This window comes from Candidatus Gracilibacteria bacterium, assembly GCA_028687475.1.
Classification (GTDB): Bacteria; Patescibacteriota; Gracilibacteria; order BD1-5; family UBA2023; genus STC-74.
This window is the reverse complement of record JAQUAB010000001.1, coordinates 452,361-470,473: the sequence shown is the minus strand read 5'-3', so window position 1 is coordinate 470,473 and position 18,113 is coordinate 452,361. Positions and strand designations below refer to the sequence as shown.

19 protein-coding genes are annotated in these 18,113 nt (G+C 39.8%); 7 read left to right on the top strand and 12 right to left on the bottom strand.

All coding sequences use genetic code 25. The features are described 5' to 3' along the window. Positions 1–8: 8 nt before the first annotated feature. Genes PHY14_02380 through PHY14_02370 form a run of 3 tightly spaced genes read left to right on the top strand, consistent with a single transcriptional unit; the run spans position 9 to position 3,737 of the window. Positions 9–488, top strand: coding sequence for a hypothetical protein (locus PHY14_02380; protein MDD2693754.1), 480 nt, complete (start codon positions 9–11; stop codon positions 486–488). A 44-nt stretch (positions 489–532) separates the two neighbouring features. Then, positions 533–1,378, top strand: a complete 846-nt coding sequence (locus tag PHY14_02375; protein MDD2693753.1) for a hypothetical protein — start codon at positions 533–535, stop codon at positions 1,376–1,378. Between the two features lie 34 nt (positions 1,379–1,412). Next, positions 1,413–3,737, top strand: coding sequence for a penicillin-binding protein 2 (locus PHY14_02370; protein MDD2693752.1), 2,325 nt, complete (start codon positions 1,413–1,415; stop codon positions 3,735–3,737). A 45-nt stretch (positions 3,738–3,782) separates the two neighbouring features. Here the strand turns inward: PHY14_02370 and PHY14_02365 are convergent, their stop codons facing one another. The 5 genes from PHY14_02365 to PHY14_02345 all read right to left on the bottom strand — a co-directional run bounded on the left by PHY14_02365 (position 3,783) and on the right by PHY14_02345 (position 8,100). Further along, positions 3,783–4,061: a hypothetical protein gene (locus PHY14_02365; GenBank protein ID MDD2693751.1), complete on the bottom strand. Its 279-nt coding sequence runs from the start codon at positions 4,059–4,061 to the stop codon at positions 3,783–3,785. A 9-nt stretch (positions 4,062–4,070) separates the two neighbouring features. Beyond that, a complete protein-coding gene (locus tag PHY14_02360; protein MDD2693750.1) occupies positions 4,071–4,943 on the bottom strand; it encodes a class E sortase in 873 nt (290 codons plus the stop codon). Positions 4,944–5,037: 94 nt separating this feature from the next. After that, positions 5,038–5,985 carry an RluA family pseudouridine synthase gene (locus PHY14_02355; protein MDD2693749.1) on the bottom strand — a complete coding sequence of 316 codons (948 nt, stop codon included), beginning with the start codon at positions 5,983–5,985 and terminating at the stop codon, positions 5,038–5,040. Positions 5,986–5,999: 14 nt separating this feature from the next. Further along, entirely contained in the window at positions 6,000–6,920 is a 921-nt protein-coding gene (locus PHY14_02350; GenBank protein ID MDD2693748.1) for a hypothetical protein, read from the bottom strand. Continuing rightward, positions 6,907–8,100 (bottom strand): prepilin-type N-terminal cleavage/methylation domain-containing protein, encoded by a 1,194-nt coding sequence (locus PHY14_02345; GenBank protein MDD2693747.1) that lies wholly within the window; start codon positions 8,098–8,100, stop codon positions 6,907–6,909. The genes PHY14_02350 and PHY14_02345 overlap by 14 nt, the downstream gene beginning before the upstream one ends. A gap of 495 nt (positions 8,101–8,595) precedes the next feature. On the opposite strand from PHY14_02345, the gene PHY14_02340 reads away from it, so the two are divergent. From PHY14_02340 to PHY14_02330, 3 genes are all read left to right on the top strand, one after another. Continuing rightward, positions 8,596–9,078 (top strand): hypothetical protein, encoded by a 483-nt coding sequence (locus tag PHY14_02340; GenBank protein MDD2693746.1) that lies wholly within the window; start codon positions 8,596–8,598, stop codon positions 9,076–9,078. A gap of 119 nt (positions 9,079–9,197) precedes the next feature. Beyond that, positions 9,198–10,241 carry a sigma factor-like helix-turn-helix DNA-binding protein gene (locus PHY14_02335; protein ID MDD2693745.1) on the top strand — a complete coding sequence of 348 codons (1,044 nt, stop codon included), beginning with the start codon at positions 9,198–9,200 and terminating at the stop codon, positions 10,239–10,241. Between the two features lie 88 nt (positions 10,242–10,329). Further along, positions 10,330–11,718 carry an MgtC/SapB family protein gene (locus tag PHY14_02330; protein ID MDD2693744.1) on the top strand — a complete coding sequence of 463 codons (1,389 nt, stop codon included), beginning with the start codon at positions 10,330–10,332 and terminating at the stop codon, positions 11,716–11,718. On the opposite strand, the gene PHY14_02325 is transcribed toward PHY14_02330, so the two are convergent. Next, positions 11,702–12,856, bottom strand: a complete 1,155-nt coding sequence (locus PHY14_02325) for a FecR family protein (GenBank protein MDD2693743.1) — start codon at positions 12,854–12,856, stop codon at positions 11,702–11,704. The two genes, PHY14_02330 and PHY14_02325, sit on opposite strands and share 17 nt — an antisense overlap. Positions 12,857–12,929: 73 nt before the next feature. On the opposite strand from PHY14_02325, the gene PHY14_02320 reads away from it, so the two are divergent. Beyond that, positions 12,930–13,343 carry a hypothetical protein gene (locus PHY14_02320; protein ID MDD2693742.1) on the top strand — a complete coding sequence of 138 codons (414 nt, stop codon included), beginning with the start codon at positions 12,930–12,932 and terminating at the stop codon, positions 13,341–13,343. On the opposite strand, the gene PHY14_02315 is transcribed toward PHY14_02320, so the two are convergent. The 6 genes from PHY14_02315 to PHY14_02290 form a co-directional block, all read right to left on the bottom strand. Further along, positions 13,344–14,024, bottom strand: a complete 681-nt coding sequence (locus PHY14_02315; GenBank protein ID MDD2693741.1) for a hypothetical protein — start codon at positions 14,022–14,024, stop codon at positions 13,344–13,346. 22 nt (positions 14,025–14,046) lie between these two features. Next, the gene (locus PHY14_02310) at positions 14,047–14,283 is read right to left on the bottom strand and encodes a hypothetical protein (GenBank protein MDD2693740.1); all 237 of its coding nucleotides are present in this window, start codon (positions 14,281–14,283) and stop codon (positions 14,047–14,049) included. A gap of 56 nt (positions 14,284–14,339) precedes the next feature. Next, entirely contained in the window at positions 14,340–14,795 is a 456-nt protein-coding gene (locus tag PHY14_02305) for an Hsp20/alpha crystallin family protein (protein MDD2693739.1), read from the bottom strand. Positions 14,796–14,838: 43 nt separating this feature from the next. Further along, positions 14,839–15,873 (bottom strand): hypothetical protein, encoded by a 1,035-nt coding sequence (locus PHY14_02300; protein ID MDD2693738.1) that lies wholly within the window; start codon positions 15,871–15,873, stop codon positions 14,839–14,841. Between the two features lie 4 nt (positions 15,874–15,877). Then, entirely contained in the window at positions 15,878–17,239 is a 1,362-nt protein-coding gene (gene hisS / locus PHY14_02295; GenBank protein ID MDD2693737.1) for a histidine--tRNA ligase, read from the bottom strand. A gap of 154 nt (positions 17,240–17,393) precedes the next feature. Then, complete coding sequence (locus tag PHY14_02290) at positions 17,394–17,957, bottom strand: hypothetical protein (protein MDD2693736.1); 564 nt, start codon at positions 17,955–17,957, stop codon at positions 17,394–17,396. Positions 17,958–18,113: the final 156 nt, after the last annotated feature.

The following is an 18,113-nucleotide window of genomic DNA, read 5'->3' as shown; positions in this document are numbered from 1 at the left end:
TTTTCTCTATGACTACTCCTACTGACGATACAGCTGGTGTTCCTGCAGAAACAAATCCTCCAGTACCTCCAGCTGGCGGACAAGCCCCAGTTCCACCACCACCTCCGCCACGTCCGAAGACTTCGAATGATACGATTTTCCAGCGATTTCTTGTTCATCCACTCACGACATTCGCAGAACAAGCTTTCATGGATCTTCTCGAACATTCCCTCTCACTTTCAACTTTCGAGAAGAAACGTGTCATCGATGCGATTCCGACGCTTTCTCAGTTCCAAGTTGATGAGCTGGTCAAGGTATTCGAAGATGAGCGTGTCGAATTTCGCAAGCTCATGCCAACAGAAGGGGAGATTATCAAGGGTCTCGTTATCAAAGCTCAGAATGAATGGGAACAACTCAAGGATATCTATACCGAAGAAGAAAAAGCAAATGCAAAAGCCAACGAAGATGCACAAAAAGCTGAAGACCTCAAGAAGTCTCTTGGACTCTAAGTTGTATTTCTTCCTATCTCCCGTATAATCCGGGGGATTTTTTTATGTATATTTCTGTTATTCCATTCTCGCACACGATTTCTCTCGAACCTTTCACGTATTTTGTCCACTCAGACTGGCAAGAACAGATACAAGTTGGGTGTCTTGTGGAGATTCCTTTTGGAAATAATATCGAACAAGGAATTGTGTCTGAGATTCTCGAGGAAGTTCCTGTATCGACAGATATTGGATCATTGCGACCAGTGATATCAGTGATTGCGAGTATCCCGCTCTTGGAGGAATATCAGATTTCCATGATTCTTGCTATAGCTCGACAATACTTCATACCCCTTCACAAGGTGCTTCGTATCTTTCTACCAGTACCACTCCTGAGTCGTCTGGATAAGAAAAACTATATAATCGAAACAAATACTGCGATTCCAGAACCTTCTGAAATACGACGAAAATATCAGATTCACCATTATACGAGTCATGCTTTTTCCACTTCAGATATCGAGAAATACTTCCAATCGGGAAGTGCATTTCTTTTTCCTGACGACTTTTTTCTCTTTTCGCTTGTATGAGATATGCTTCCGATTTCCTCACGAGTTCTCACGGATTCGACACCAGTTCACAAGGCAAAACAGTGGATGAATATATATGGTTGAAAAGAGAAAATAATAGTTTGAACTCGGAGACTTCTTTATTATAATCTCGCGCAGTACCAGCAGATTTACTATATAGAAGACGCATTCTGAGATGAGGATTATCAATATCCTCATCGTATTCGGAATCTCGATATTCTTCGTATCCTTGCTGATCAGTGACAATTTCACATCACGATTATCACTTCTACTCCGACGCTTGAGCTTTTTGCGAAATTTCGTGATTTCCAGATTTTTCCACAATAGTTTCCCCCAGATGCAAAAATAAGACCAATCTTCTATGAAATTTTCCCTTGAACATCTGATCAATTTTCTCTATCGTTATTTTCGTTCACTCGATAGGATTGGGATTATTTGGTATATTGCAATTGCATATATACTGCTCCTTCTCTTTACTGCGTTTAGTTTCACAGTCATTCATCATGCATTCTATGCACAGAAAGCGAAAGATCAGCAAACAATGATACTCAGAAATCCTGCGTCTCGTGGATCGATTTTTTCTTCTGATGATTCATTGCATGGTGCATTGGCAGTATCGACCAATCTCGGAAATCTCGCTATAGACCCATCCCAGTCGGGTTCTCGAGACAAGCTACTTTCGTTTTTGACCGATGTAGTATTCGACGAGTTTTGCCGAAACACTTCGGAGTGTCTCTCGAATATGAGTTCATATCTACGAGAAGATTTTTCGACTCGTGCTGATATGACCGTGACAGAGATGAAGGAGAAAATCCGTCTCTATCTTCTCACTAAAATGGATGCACCAATCGAAAGTGTCAGCGTAGCCGATACTCTGGCGGAAGATGTGATTCAGAAAATAGATGATTGGCAAGATTCTGCACTCTATTTTGTCTCCAATAATCTCTATCTCAATCCAACAAAAGTCCAAAATAAAGCAGAATTGGTAGCCCGACTTTCTCTTGCACTCGGAAAAACACAAGAAGAATTGCTCCCAAAATTCGAAATACGAAAAAAGCGACATCTGGAAATTATCAGAAAGATGAGTGTGACTACTCGTGATGCGATCACCAAGAGAATGGATGCCGAAAAACTAGCTATCAATAGTAAACAATTAAAAAAGGAGGATTCTATTTATGATTTTCTCAAGATAGAAGATAATCTCGTACGATATTATCCAGAACAAAATATTGCAAGTCAGATTACGGGTTTCGTCGATGGGGAAGGGAATGGGAAATATGGAGTTGAGTGATATTTCGATGAACTTTTGCAATCAGAGAGTCCGACACAAGTTGTGACGAAAGATAGTTCAGGTCGTCCGATTGGCGGATATGTCTCAAAAGATTTCATCACACTCAAAAATGGTGCTGATGTGAATCTGACAATTGATCGCAATATTCAAAAACAGATTTCTGCTATGCTCCAAAAATCAGTCGAAGAATATCGTGCGAATAAGGGAAGTGTGATCGTCATGAATCCAAAAACAGGAGCAATCATTGCTATGGCGAATTATCCTGACTATGATGCAAATAACTTCACGGATGTATATGAGATGGAACGAGTAGATTACATGAAATATCCGAATCCGAGTTTTGATCTTTTTGGTACAAATCTCTATGTTATCGATACTTCAAGTGGTGCATTTTTCGCGAATGTTGATGGCAAAAGATTGAACCTCAGGCAAGCGACTGATATAGAGATAGAGAGTCCAGCAATTCCAAAATATATGTATAAAAATAAATACGGTGCTGGAGTATATGTGAATGATGTTATTACTGCCCTCTATGAACCAGGTTCTGTATTCAAGGCAATCACGACAGCTATCGGTATTGATACAGGAGAAATAAATCCAGATGATACCTATTATGATAAATGATATGTTGAGCTTGATTATGGATGAGGAACAACCAAGATTAGTAATTTGGCGAGCCAATGTACTGGCCGACATACGTATCTGCATGCGCTCGATTGGTCATGTAACGTTGGTATGATTGATATTATCCAGAAGATTGGACCATCACTTTTCGATAAATATATTCGTGATTTCGGATTCTGAGCGAAGTCGAATATCACGCTCGATGGAGAGTATTATTCCCAGATTGCTCCATATGAGAAATGGTCTCGAACCCAGTTCTTCACTATGTCGTTCGGTCAAGGTATCAATGCGACGATGCTTCAGATGGCAGCTGCATATTCTGTGATCGCGAATGGAGGTGTCTATATGCAACCATATATCGTCGAATCTATCCAGTACAATGATGGAAAGAAGGTAGATACCATTCCGACTCCAATTCGTCGCGTGATCAAGGAAGATACAGCAAAGAAAGTAGTCGCTATGTTAGTAGATGGTGTAGAAAATGGTTTCGCAAAAAAAGGATGAGTTGCTGGATATACCATTGCTGGAAAGACAGGAACTTCTCAAATTCCGATGAAATGAGGATATGAGAACCGTATCATGAATTCCGATCTGGGGCATACTATCACTTCTTATGGATGATTCGCTCCAGCGAATAATCCGAAATTCGTGCTCATCGTGAGTCTGAATCGCCCACGTACTTCTGTCTATTCTGAGACAACATCATCGGCACTTTTTTCTGAGATTGCGAAATACTTGCTCGAATATTACAAAGTTCCAAAAAATTCATAATAAAAATCCTCCTACAATGGATCTAGGAGGATTTTTTGTTATAGATTATTGAAATGTAGATTTAAGCATAGCTTTTTCGATTTCTGCTTCCATTTCCGTCTGAATATCCTTCATGAGAATCAGATCAGAGAGTATATGTTTCTTTTTCTCGAATTGTTTTCTTTCGATGCTCAGTATCCGGACAATCTCTCCATAGAGGAGTATATAGTGAATCAGGATTGTGAGTGTGAGCAAAATAATAGTTCCAACAATAATTCCTATCAAACTGGGAGAATAGAGGGAAAGGTTATCGAGAGAGTACTGGAAGAGGGTAGTAGAATCCATAGAAAGAAATTATGGTGTTTCAACAAGTTCTGCAAATATAATCAAACGTTCGAGGGTTGTTCCAACTGGCCAACAAGTCATAAGTGAGAGTTCTTTTTTTGTGGGATCACGATTCTGAAGCGCTTCGATATCTCCAGGTTTTACGGTTGCACGATCCGTGACACGATAGGTGTATTTCTTCTGATAGTAATACACTGTGATTTCATCGCCATTCTGGAGTTGGTCGAGAAGTGCGAAGACATCGTTGTATTGACTCTGAATCCATGGATAATTTGAGGAGTGTCCAAAAATAAAAACATTTCCAATTTCTCCTGGTTTTGCTGTTCCAGGATAGCGTACGACTCATTTCTTGAGTTCTTCCATGAATGTTTCATGCATGACCTGGTAATCAGGATGTGAATCTACAAGCACATCAACCAGTGGAATATTTTTCCCGATTCGAGGAATAATAATTCGATTTTCGTATGGCGCGAGTGCGAAGCTCGTTTTCTTCGTTGTATTGCTGACACTGGCGAGCAATTCTTGTGCGGAATAAGAATCCTTGTAGACGATCTCAGGATTGGAATCAAGAAGTTTTTCTGTTACACTTTCGAGAGATTCTACTTTTTCGGTTTGTAGCGCTTCCGATGCGTGGACTTCTATACTAGAAGAAGAAAGTATATTCTGTACTTGATCGCGTGCGGCGAGAAGTGCATCAGGGTTGATATAGTTGAATATACGTGTCGAATAGGCACTATAATTGAGAATCGCGAGGAGTAAGAAGAATACCCCGCCAGTTACCAAGAGATAAGAAAAAAGAAAACGGAATGTGTTTCCAAGAGATGAGAAGATTCCTTTTTGTTTCTGTTTTTTTTCGAGAGCAAGAAATGGATCGGTATGCATGAGAGGAAATGTATATTGGTATTTCCTGTATCGTAGCATATCTCTTCCCGAAAAACAAAAACTTGAAGTTGACGAATTGGAAGATATTTGTCTCTTACGATATTATGTCACGAAAGTCTTTCGGATACGGCGCAGTTATCTGCATTGCTTTCTGAAGAATCGGATGCAAAAAAGTGAGAGAATATGCATGAAGAAGCTGCCGCTCGATTCCATAATTTTTCTTCGCGAAGCTATTCTCTCGAAGGTTTCCATACGCTTTGTCGCCGAGAATTGGCATTCCTTCATGTGCCATATGAACACGAATTTGGTGTGTTCGACCCGTTTCGATGCGACATTCGAGTAGACTATATTTCTCGTGAATATTTTCTTTGATAGTTGTGTAATGGGTTATTGCTTCTTGTCCGTTTGGACTCACGATTACTTTTGCCTCATCTTTCGCATTCTCTCGGCGTTCGAGTTTTGCAGTTATGGTATTTCGTGGTTTCGGAGGTTTTCCGATCACGATCGCATGGTAGATTTTTTCTATTTTTCCAGTTTGGAGAAGAGATAGGAGTATTTCGAGAGTCTTTTTTTCTTTTGCTATTAGGATCGCACCACTCGTATCACGATCGATACGATGAACGAGAGAAGGACGAAAAGAAAGGCTATCATATCGCCCATCTAGCTGATCATGGATGAGTTCTATTAGAGAAACTTCAGAGGTTTTATGATCCCCAGGATGGACATTGATTCCTGCTGGTTTGTTTATCACCATCAGAAATTCATCTTCATACAGTACTTCGAGTGTGATGGGGGAAATATTTTTTTCGTTTTTTTCCTCCAGTTGCATCATTTTCATTTCTTCCTCATGAAAATGGAGTTGGATTTCGTCATCTATTTCGAGACGATATGTTTGGTCTACTTTCTTCTTATTTACTTTTATTTTTCCAGTGCGAAGCCATTTATAAATGCTTCCGAGGGAAGCATTTGGAAGGTATTTCTTGAGAAATTTATCTACTCTTTGGTCGCTATCAGAAGCATGGTTGATTTGGATCAATTGCATAATTTGTTTATCGGTTATTGCACAACAGCGAAGTCGAGCGTGTTGCTCGTAGTAATTTGTGGAAGCTCAATCGTTCGGCTCCGCATGAAGCCATACGCATATCCATCTGCCTGAATATGCATATATTGCTGAGGCACACTTTTATTAAATCCAGTAATTTTATATTCTAGAAATGGAATTATTGTATTTGGATTTCCCATTATTGTTACAGGGCGTATCATCGAGAGTTTCAGAGTACATCGATAGCCAGCACAATCATTCCCATTGATTCAGAGATCATTCGTATAAAATTGTCTAAAAAGTTTGAAAATACCTTCGTTGGTGATGCCTATCCTTCCAGAAATATTCTTCGCTATTCCATCGATTTCGGATCAGAGAAATATACTCGTTTCACCACTTGCAAAAAGAGTATTTCCTGTCGATGTCAGCATCCAGAGAATCACGCCAGAATTACTAAGAGAAGTATCTATATTAGTACTTGTTTGAGTTGAATCGAGTTTTGGAATACGAAAATAAAAATTCACACTATCCCATGCGATTCCATCTGGTACTACGAGCTGTACTGGAGATCAGAGAGAAACCATATTCCAATCGGAATCATAAGGACTATTCCCAAATCCAGTTACAGGAATAGTTGTAGAACCAGTAAGGACTTTGAGAAGGCTACCAGTAATTGTTGTGTTTCACACAGCCGAAGTTGCTATATTCCATGGGGTGAATTTATCCACTCATCCAGTGAAAAGCGCCTTTTCGATAGAACCAAGTGCATGGTAATATGCAACATTTGAATTCTCGACTCCTTCACTTGACTTCGAGAAAGACAGCAGCCTCTCGATGAATACCGTACTCATTATGATGAGAATAATAAGTACGACAAGTGCGATAAGGAGAGCAGAACCTTTTCGGTTTTTGAGAAATTTACTATTCATTTCCATAATCTTCCAGGTTTATAGTGGTAGAAACAGTGATGGTTGGGTCATCATTTTTGATGATGGATCGTCTTTTCCATGCGAATCCCAGCGTGAGTTCCATACGAACATATGGATGTAGAAAAGGACTAATAAATCCTGGAGTTATGAGATCATCATTTGCTTTCCATGAGAGCCAAGGATCTTTGAGTGGATAAATATAGAAGCGTAGACTTTTCACATTGATATAGTCAGGGAAAAGATCTACCCAATCACTATCGTTATTCAGTGGAACTACACCGTATGCACCGGTGAGAGTTTTTCCGTCAGGACATTTCCAGTCGGGATCACAGACCCAAGTGTCGATTTTTCCATCGAAAGTTCAGAGTGTTGTTCCGGATCCATCATGATTCATACCAATATCTTTTCCGTTCATTTTGAGAATCTGTACATTCCCAACACATCCAGCAAAATTTCCCACTTCAGGGCTGCAACCCATGCCAAGAGGTGCTTCGGAATCTTGTTTGTACACAACTCGGAAGAGAGTTCTTTGTTTTCGAATACTGTCTATAAGATATAATTCTAACATTGGATTACTAATAACCTCTGGACCATTTCAGAGGTTCACATCGTCATCATCACCGACTACACTTCCATCACCATCTTCATCACCTTTATCATTATCACGATTTCCATTGTAGTCGGTGAATTGGAGCTTATATTCACCATATCGTTGCACGGAATTCGTGTAATCCGTATTCGCTGCAAGGGTATCTATGTGAGAATTGTATGCAGGACTAGAACATCCGCCCGTCCCCATGAAAGAAGAATCTTCACTTCCACAATAATAGAGCCATTCTCAAAAGTCGTTGGCACTTCCTGTTGCAGCGACTCATCATTTTCCATAATTTCCAAAGAGAGTCGGATTGGTATAGTGTCAGTTGATACTACTGAGCCCGACACGTTTTCGTCACCAGTATTCTTCATAGTCGATAGTCCCAGATTCCTTGATGCCAATTGTGAGTTTCTCACTGAAGGAATAGAGTTCTTCGAGAAGAGAAATCCGTTGAGTACTTTTGATTCGAGTGATGCCGATATTGGCAACAGCATCGAATACACTAATCATAATCAGAGAAAAAATTGTGATGCTGATAATGAGCTCAAAAAGAGTGAATCAATGTTGATTTTTGGGGTGAGAACAATACATAGAAATTATTTTTTCCGAAAAAGAAAAAGAAATGGGGCAAAGAGTGAGCGACCTATTTTTATTCCAGAAGGAAAGTTTTGGAAGTTTTTTGGTCCAGCGACGAGAATGAGGTGAAACAGTCGATATATTGTATTCCTTCCAGGAGAAGATTTTTTATTCGTTTTTTCCTGAAAAAGCTGGGAAAAGCTTTCTCTATAGCTCAGAAAAATATCTCGTATCAATCCAGTGAGAAGGAAGAAGATATTGTTCTGAAAGTTGCGCATATATTCACTTGAAAAAATACGGGTTATGAGTACAAGTATTAGCAGATTTCTCTCCTTACTCAAAAACTTTATGGATTATATACGGAATTCCAAAAATCGAAAACTAAAAACGCAAATTCTCAACTTTTTTTCGCGTATCACTTTCGGTGGCAAGAAGCTCGATATTGCAGGAAAAAGTATTATTCTCTGGACTTTTTTTCTGTTATGTTCACTTTTTTTCCCGTGGATTCATATGCATTTTCTCGATGGTATCAGCAAATCTTATTCTGCCTTTTCGCTCTATACAGGTGGCATCGGATACGGGATTATTTTCGGACTTTTTCTGATTATTTTTTTCCTGATTTCTCATGAGAAAAAAGAAAGAATCCGAGCATACGTTCCATTTCGTCTTTCCGACGCACAAGCGATTGTTTTTATAGATGCGATGATCCTGACAGCGATGATTCATTTTATTCTTATTTCTTTGACATATACGCAATTCGCACTGAATGGTGTAACGCTCGGAATTGGTTTTAATATTGCCCTGACTTCTACAATATTGATTCTCGTGAGTGCTTTTTTCTTTTCTCAGAGCGAGAAAGTAGCAGGGGTTTCTATGAGTTATCTCGACAAAAAAGATACAGAAGGTTTTTGAGAATATGATGATATTCTCTGAGAGATACATTCTACGAGAAGTCCAAAGGATGCAGACAAAAACATGACACTTCCGATTTAGAGTTCGTTCCGACAAATTCCCTTGACTTTACCAGAAAAACAATATTATTCTTCTATATTGTTATACAAATATTGCATATCTGCAATTGACACTTTTTCAAATTTTAACCGTCTACACCCATGTCTACTGCTACAGCTTTTGATGTTCACGGAATATTCAAGACTATCCTTGATTCTCTCGCAGAAAAAGAGCGTACTGTTATTTCTCGTCGTATAGGACTTACTGGTGAACGAGAAACACTCCAAGAAATCGGAGATACCTATGGTATCACTCGAGAACGTGTTCGTCAGATCGAAGATGTTGGTATCAAGAAGATTGGTCGAATTATGCGCTCGAGTCCGCTCATGGCTATCCAAGAATCAGGAGAAAAACTTCTGAAAATGCACGGAGGTGTCATGACGCGAGATCGTCTGATTAGTGCTATCATTGCAGATATAGGTTTTCAGGGGGTATTGAATGAGAATATTATCGATGTTCTTCTACAAGCAGACTTCAATCTTCAGCGTTCAAAACCACAACTCGGAACTCATACATATTATCATTTCCCAGAAATCCAGAAGAAAACCATCGAAGCAATTCATAAAGAAGCAATCAAGCTTCTCAAGAAAAAAGGAGATATTATGGAAAATGCTCCATTCTACGAAATGATTAAAATCAATCTTTTTGCACAGTTTGGAAAAGTAGAGACAGTGATGATTGATTCTGTTATGGATATCTATCTCGATATCGTGAAGGGAGAAGAGAAATTCGTCGGTCTCGAAAAGTGGAAGATTCTCAATCCTTCAACACTGAAGGATAAGGCAATCTATGTTCTCAAGAAGAAAAAGGAACCAATGCACTTTCTCGATATTGCTAACTCTATCACTGAATATTTCTCTGAACCAGTGAAGATCTCTACCATCCACAACGAGCTCATTCGCAATGAAGAATTCGTTCTGATTGGTCGTGGTATCTACGTTCTCAAGGAATGGGGATATCGTGATGGAACCGTTCTCGATGTGATTCTCGATATTTTCAAGAAGGCGAGTACTCCACTCTCAACAGAAGAGATTACTGCACGCGTTCTCAAGGTTCGCAAAGTAAAGACAACCACTATCTATATGAATCTTCAGAATAAGAAACATATTGAACGAGTCGGACGTAACCTCTACCAAGCAAAATAATCTGTATCCTAAAAATTCCCTCTGTAAAGGGGGATTTTTTGTATTTCTAGAATTCATTTGCTATACTAACAGATATAATTTCTTTTTTATGGAACCTTCAACTTTTATTGGTTTTTCTCTTGCTATTGTCCTTGGTGGTCTTATTGGTGCCGAACGCGAATTACCATGGGGGGGAACTCGAACAGGTGGAGCAGTATGATTCGGAGGAATTCGTTCCTTTGCTTCTATGGCTTTGTTTGGTGCGATAGCTGTTTGGCTGGATCAATTCAATTCTTTCTATCTCTGGGAAGTGATTGGTGCTATCATGTCTGCAGTTCTCATTATAGCTTCGTATATCTATTCCGCTTTTTATAAGGGAAGAGTTTGAGTGACGAGCGAATATGCTGCATTCATTACATACTGTATTGGTATGATCACGATGATGGGGCACTATACTGTTGCCGTGATTCTTTCGATTTTTCTCTTGATTCTCCTTTCTGCGAAGGAATATTTCACGAAATGGAAAGCACGATTTTCTCGGCAAGAGTTGGGTGATTCTTTGAAATTTGCTGTTATAGCACTCGTAATTCTTCCGCTTCTTCCAGATGTGAAATATTCACTCCTGGATATGGTGAATTGGCTCTATAGTGGAGGTATTGCATGGTCACATCCTGTTTTGAATGCGAAATTCTTCAATCCGTATAGTATTTGGTTTTTCGTGGTGGTTATGGCGGGTGTTGAATATGCGGGTTTTCTCCTCTCGAAAATGCTCGGTGATAAAGGATGAATTATTGCTTCCGGATTGGTCGGTGGACTCATATCGTCTACTGCGACGACCGTTGCTATGACACGAAAAAGTACCGAACATCCAGAACATGCGAACTCCTATGCTGTCGCGACACTTCTCGCATCGTGTATTATGTTTATCCGAGTGATTATTGTAGCAGCATATCTCTATATTGTTATTCTGGAGAATATTTGGATTCCAGCGACAGTGATGTTTCTCGGACTCGTTGGAATGACCGTTTACTATTACGTCAAGACAAAAAATGAAAAAGTCACTGCACTTATAGGTGAAAAAGAGCATGAATATGAAAGTCCATTTCAGCTTATTCCTGCATTACAATTTGCAGGATTGATTGTTCTCATCAAGTTTATTTCTCAGATTGGAGTTATCTACCAAAATATCATTCCACTCGAAGTTTCGAGTTATTTTATCGGATTGTTCTCAGGACTAGCTGATGTTGATGGTGTGAATTATATTTATTCCACGGCTGCAAAATCTGGAGAAGTCTCACTGCTTATCGCAACGACGACTATTCTGATTGCCGTTATGTCCAACAACACTGTCAAAGCATCTATTGCCTATCGATTCGGGGAACGACATTATGGATGAAAGGTCCTCACTGGTTTTGGAGTGAGTATTATTGCGGGACTAGTTATCATTCTCATTCAAAATATTGGAGCTATCACTGCTGAGGCTATGGCTTTAATGTAGGAATTGTATTGAGTATTTTCCGAGCTTCTTCCGTGAAATTCTTTTCCATGAGAAGCGTTTTGATGGTATTCAGGTTTTCTCATACTTTCGAACTTCATGCGTCGAGTATTTTCTGTGCTCATGGAAGTATCTCTCCGGACTCAAGTGTTTCCCAGATAGCCCCAACACGAAGGGTATTGAGAATATTTTCCATTCCTGAACCTGAGAGAAGAGATTTCTCATAGAGTGCATTGCGGAGCGAGTCTCGTGCTTCAGGAGTGCTGATTCACTGGATGCGCTGATAATAGGTTGTCAGGATTTCTTGAGGATATTTCGCAAGTTCAGTGACATTATTGGCGTTCAGAAGTTCGGAAACGCTGAGCGCCTGAAATGCTCGGAAATGCTCCAGAATCCAGCGTACAAGCTGATCATACTTCTTCACGAGAATATTCGCATTATCAGAAAGAGAAAGCTTCAGAGAAGTGACACGTTCCTGAATATACGTCGCATCATAGAGCGTATTCGCTTGCGCCCAAGCGTTGTCGAGGATTTCTTTTCCTCGAGTGATCCAGATATTCTCACTGTCGACGACTTCTCCTGGCATAAGCGTTACATTTTTCTGGGAACTATCCGTGAGAGTGACGGCATGATTCACTGCGTGGATATATTTGTCATCGAGATTGATCTCGAAAATGGTTCCACGAACTCATGCGACAATGTCATTTTTTGGAAGCTTCGTCTCGAAATAGGAGTCTCCGATGAGCGCGCGCACGACGGTTGACCATATTTTTCCTTTTTTGAGAGAAAAAGAGATTTGAATGTTTTCATATCCTGCATCGGCAATCATTTTCTGGATAACAATGCGTGTATTCGATCCGAGACGAGTGACACTATGATCAGGCCATGTGACCGTTGCAATCGAGTTTTTCGCTGTCTCGATGGCATCATTCGCTTCGAGATTATAGGTCTCATCTTTCACGAGCTCGATAGCATAATCTCCGCGAATGATTTTCGCTTCACCCTCCACGACACTGAGACTCGGAGTGACTGGATCATCCGCATGAATCATCTGGTAATAGCTATAAGCACTCCATGAGAACATGCAGAGAATTCAGAGAAAAAGAGTAATTCAAGAGAAAAGAAAGATACGAAATTTCATAACTCGATTGGAAAAAAATGTATTTCTCGTTATTGTAGGGAAACACGTACGAAATGCAATAACAAAGACACCCTTGCGAACTCATTTTCTCTACATTCTGATCGGTCTTGTTTTCTTCATTATCTATGAACTCTATCTCATAGGATTTTATAAGTATCAAGATTTCCAGATTAATAACCATGTCGCTTCGCTGAATACGACGAATAGCGCTATCGAGAAGAGAAATGATAAAAAAGATTTGCTCAATACGTACATCAGAACCAAAGCATATCAGTCAATGGTTGCGAAAGCGACACAGAATAAAAAACTTCCTGGTGAGGAAGTCATCAATATTGTGGAAGAATCTGATGTTGAGGGGAATGCTCCGATAGACGTGCGCCAGGTTATCTATGATGTACGGAAATCGGAAGATTCTCCCATGAAGGGAATGTCGAATCCAGAGAAATGGTGGTACATCATCACACATTTGCGAGAGATGTCAGTATAGTTATTGTACAGGATCTCGAATATAAGCAGTGAACTTTGAGACAGCGGTATCAATCACACGCTCATACCATTGCCACTTTTCTAGGAGTTGCTCATACTTGTTTTTGACTGTGTCAACATGTGTATCTTTCGCATTCTGGTATCACTTTGCGATTCCTTTGCTCGCGAGAATATATCCCATGTTTTCCCAAGCTTTTGCTTTTTTCTTTGCTGTATCGTTACAAAAAGTTTGTGGAAAGCTATCAGTGGTCGGAAGCGTCTCTGTTTCCGCTTTCCAGAGTCATAGTGTTTTAATATCACCACCAATATTTGTACATATTGCTTGGTATTTTGTCCCAAAAGGTTTGACAGTAGTATTGATATAATCAATCCAACTGAGTCCGTCAGTCTGTCTGTTTGATTGCATTTTTCGCATTATTTCGAGCGCTTCTTTGTCGAGGTCATTGAATCGCACAGACATGATAACAAAATACGCAATATCTTCATCACTCAATGCTCTGTTACTTCCTTTCGCGAAATCTCATTTGGGGCAAGTATACTCCGTAATACTTCGAGGATTTTTCGCCGCCAGACACTCTTTTATCTTACTTATCACTTCCGCATCGCTCACTTCCGCATGAAGGGAATTGAGTGCCGTGAAAAAAGTGATACACAAGATGAGAAATGAGAAAACAATTCGCATAAGCATTCTGAGATTATATATACTACTTTTTTCCGAAAATTCTTTTCCAGAATGATTTTTTTGGAATTTCTTTCACAGGCTCAATTTCTGGAACATTGTGTGTTTCTTCCGTTTTCTCTTTTTCTCGGAGTTTCGAGACACCATATATGGACGCGATAATTCCAGAAAGAATAACACCAGTGACAACAGCATCCATGCGTTTGATTCCTTTCTTTGCGACATTATCGTTTGATTCTGGGGTAGTATTTTGTGAAGACATAGAAAAAATTAAGATTCGTCAAGAGTATACTCTATTTCGTTCTTTCCTCCAAAATTTTATTCCCCGATTTTTATTGTCTTTGAAAAGAAAGATATTTTTGGTACATGAATCATGATAGTATTGTAGTCGACAGTTGCTTTGATCTTATTGAATGCGAGATTCTCTGGGAGAATAATCGATCGAGAAAATGGTCCATAATAACACTCTTCGACGAGCATTCTTTTCGCATCGAGATATATTGGTGCGTGTTTTCTCTCACCAGAAATAGTGAGAATATTGCGAGAAAGCGCAATGTCGATGAGTGCAGGATCGATTCCTGCAACAGGTGCGACGATGATGAGCTCTTCGGCGAGGTCGAGTACATCGACCGCAATCTGTCCAATATCAGCTTCATGATCGCGTTCTTCGCGGATTTCTACGTCGACTTCATGTTCCGAAGATTCCTCATGTGTTTCTGTGTGGTGTTTTGTCTCGCGTGCATCTTCTGCACCAATACCAAAAATCTTTGCCATAAATAGAAAATAAGAAATTGCAGTCATCCTATGCAACTTTTCCTTAATTGCAAGTTGACTCTGCCAGCACACGAGCATAGACGTCCATGATGGCATGTGGATTATGTATATATTTTTCTCCTCCTGTTTGGAGTTTGGCGAGAAAAAGAAGCTTTTCGAGGAATTCATCCGTGTGATTCGGATGAACAGTGATATCTGCATAATCACGAACGGGTGCAATATCAGATGATAAAATCGGGAGTCCATAGGCAAGTGCATAGGCAATGTTTGGTCATCCACTATAGTATCTTCCGAGCGAAATCCATCCGCTCGCATTTTCGTAAAGTGCATTTTTTTCTCATTTTGGCAAAGTTCCAATAATTTTCACATATTCCATGATATTGAGTCCGCGAATGCAATCAGAAATATATTTGAGATTGGATCCAAGATCACCAACGATAATGAGGCGTTTTGTACCGTTGTGTTCATGAATATAGTGAGAATATGCTTGGAGCAACTGGAATGGATTCCATTCATCTCCTCTGGTTCCTTCGACAATCCAGTACATGGGAGTTATGCTATATGGATGCAAAAGAGTAAAAGAAGAATATTCTTTTTTTGGAAGAAAATAGGGAATTACAGATATTTTTTTCTCAGAAATTCCGAATATTTCTACGAGCTCCATACCTGTTTCGAGATGTGGAACAACGATATGGTGAGATTTTCTGAGGAGTTTTTTATAGGCATTTTCTTTTTTCTTCCGTTCGAAATAATTCAGTTCACTTCTCGGGTAGAGGAGACTCGCATTATCGAAAATATGTGTCAATGTAGGAATATGTGGATCTATTGGTGTGAGTGTCGAGAAAGAAATAATCCGATCAGGCCCGTTTTTATGATTGGCAATTCTTTTCTTCCCAAAAATATCCCATCATCGTGGTACGAGAATGACATTTTTCTGGATGGAAGTTTCAGAATTTGCCAGATATGTTATCGTGTCATCTGGATGATATGTCTTCCAGAGCTCTACCCAGGCGACAGCATAATCTTCAGTGAGAGTGTCTGTAGGATTCGATGTTCGTATGTCGACGAGAAGATGCATACAATTAATCAAGCGTAATTTTTTTCGATTCTTCGATGCTGACAGCATTGTCAGTGATGATAAAATCACGAGAAGGATGATAGAAGGAAAGTGCTTCTTGTCCGATTTCTGCGATCACCGCGTCGAGAACTGCATCGAGTGGCATTTCTACTTGAGTTCCTTTATTCATGTCTTTGAGTTGACAGATTCATTTTTTCGCTTCCATAATCCCGATGACGATGACGAATCGTGCACCGACACGGTTTGCCTTCTTGAGCTGAACTTTGATAGATGGAGTTCCGAGAGAGATGAGGCTGTTGATACCTTTTCGTCGCGCTTCGATATTGAGTGGAAGAGCGAGTTTCTTCGCTTCATCGCCAAGTTGCATGATGTAGAGATGAATCTGATCCTTGTTGCGGAGTTTGACTCCATTTTCCATCATCGCTTCGATGAGACGTTCTGCACCGAAAGCAAAGCCAACCGCAGGAATCTCATTTTTCCATCCGATAGACTTCGAAAGCCCGTCATATCGACCTCCACCACCGAAGGCGTCTTGCGTACGACCACTTCCATCGACGAATTCCCACACTGTATGAGAATAGTAATCCAGTCCACGTACGAGCGTATGATCTTCTACGTAGTCCACACCGAGAATCTGGAGATATTCCTTCACTTTGTTGTAGAACTCGAGGGAATCTTTCTTCAGAAAATCAGTCATTTTTGGAGCAATTTTGAGAAGCTCCTGAACGTCAGGATTCTTCGAATCGAGAAGACGAAGTGGATTTTTCTCGAGGCGAGCGAGATCAATCTCATCGAGAAGGTGCTTCTTGTTTTCGAAAAAAGATTGGAGTTCGAGAAGGTATTTTTCTCGTTCTTTCGTAATTCCGAGAGAATTAATTTTGATAGTGTAAGTTCCTTGGAGCCCAAGTCCATCAAGGATATTTTTCATCGTGTAGATAGCTTTCGCATCGAGAATTGGATCTTCTTCTCCGATAATCTCTGCACCAACCTGATGAAACTGGCGATAACGACCTTTCTGAGGACGGTCATAGCGAAAATGCGGCTCGATATAATAGAGCTGAACTGGCTGTGGTTCTTCGAGCATGTGTTCGAGATAGGCGCGCATAACACCAGGTGTACTCTCAGGCTTCATGACGACTTCACGACCTCACTTATCAGTGAAGTCGAACATTTCTTTCGTCACGATATCAGAGCTATCTCCTGTCGAGTGCACGATGAGGCTCTTCATCTCGAGAATTGGAGTCGTGATACGAGTGAAGCCATTCGTACGGAATTCATGACGTGCTACTTTCTTCAGAAATGTGAAGTAGCGTTGGTATTCACCGAAGATGTCTTGCATGCCGCGGACACGTGGAGGAAGTTCCATATGGTTGGGAAAGTTAGAGGTTGGAAAAATGACCGATCAAATAGGTGTTGATTATAGTCGAAAGAGGGAGAAAACACAAGAAAATCGCACGAATTTTGTTCGTGCAATGAAGTGATGAATTTGAGTATAGGGAAAAGCGAGAAAAAGGCAAAGATTATTTCGTAGTAATCTCAAAAACTTCAGGTTTTTCTTTATCGGTCGGAATTTGAGAACATTGAGATAGCAATGTATCCATCTTATCTCGTTTATTCTCGGTAATAACAGAAATACGTGAACTTCCTTTTGGTGATAGATACCGAAAAACAACACCATCAGTTGTTACGATTTCTAGATATTTATATTCAGGATTACCATGAAACATGGTAGAATCATAAATCATTCTGTCCCCATCAAATATCATTGCTTTTGTGCCAATTCCTAATTTACTACCTCAGACATTTTTATCGTAATTCATTCCACTTAAAGGATGAACGAAATGTCCTCTTGATGGGAGTTTTCCTTGAGTTGTAGTATCAAATTTTTCGAAACCATCAATTCGAGTGATATTCCCATCACCATTTCTGCAAAGTACTGCTACTACTGAATTATGTGCATTTGTGAGGGTCACCTGGATTGCAATAGGATGCGTTGGTAGATCGAAACTTTTTTCTTGTGGATTACAGCCAGCGAGGGCACCTCAAATAAGGAGTCATGATGCAAATTTTGAGAGTGTATTCATAATGTTTAATTATATAATATATTTTATTATAGTGTTTCTATGAATTTGTCAAAACTTGTTTTCTCCATTTTTTTCACTATACTCCGGCAATAGTTCATAGACATAGAATAAATACAGAGTGAAGCAATCAAAAACACTGTTACTGAATATACTATT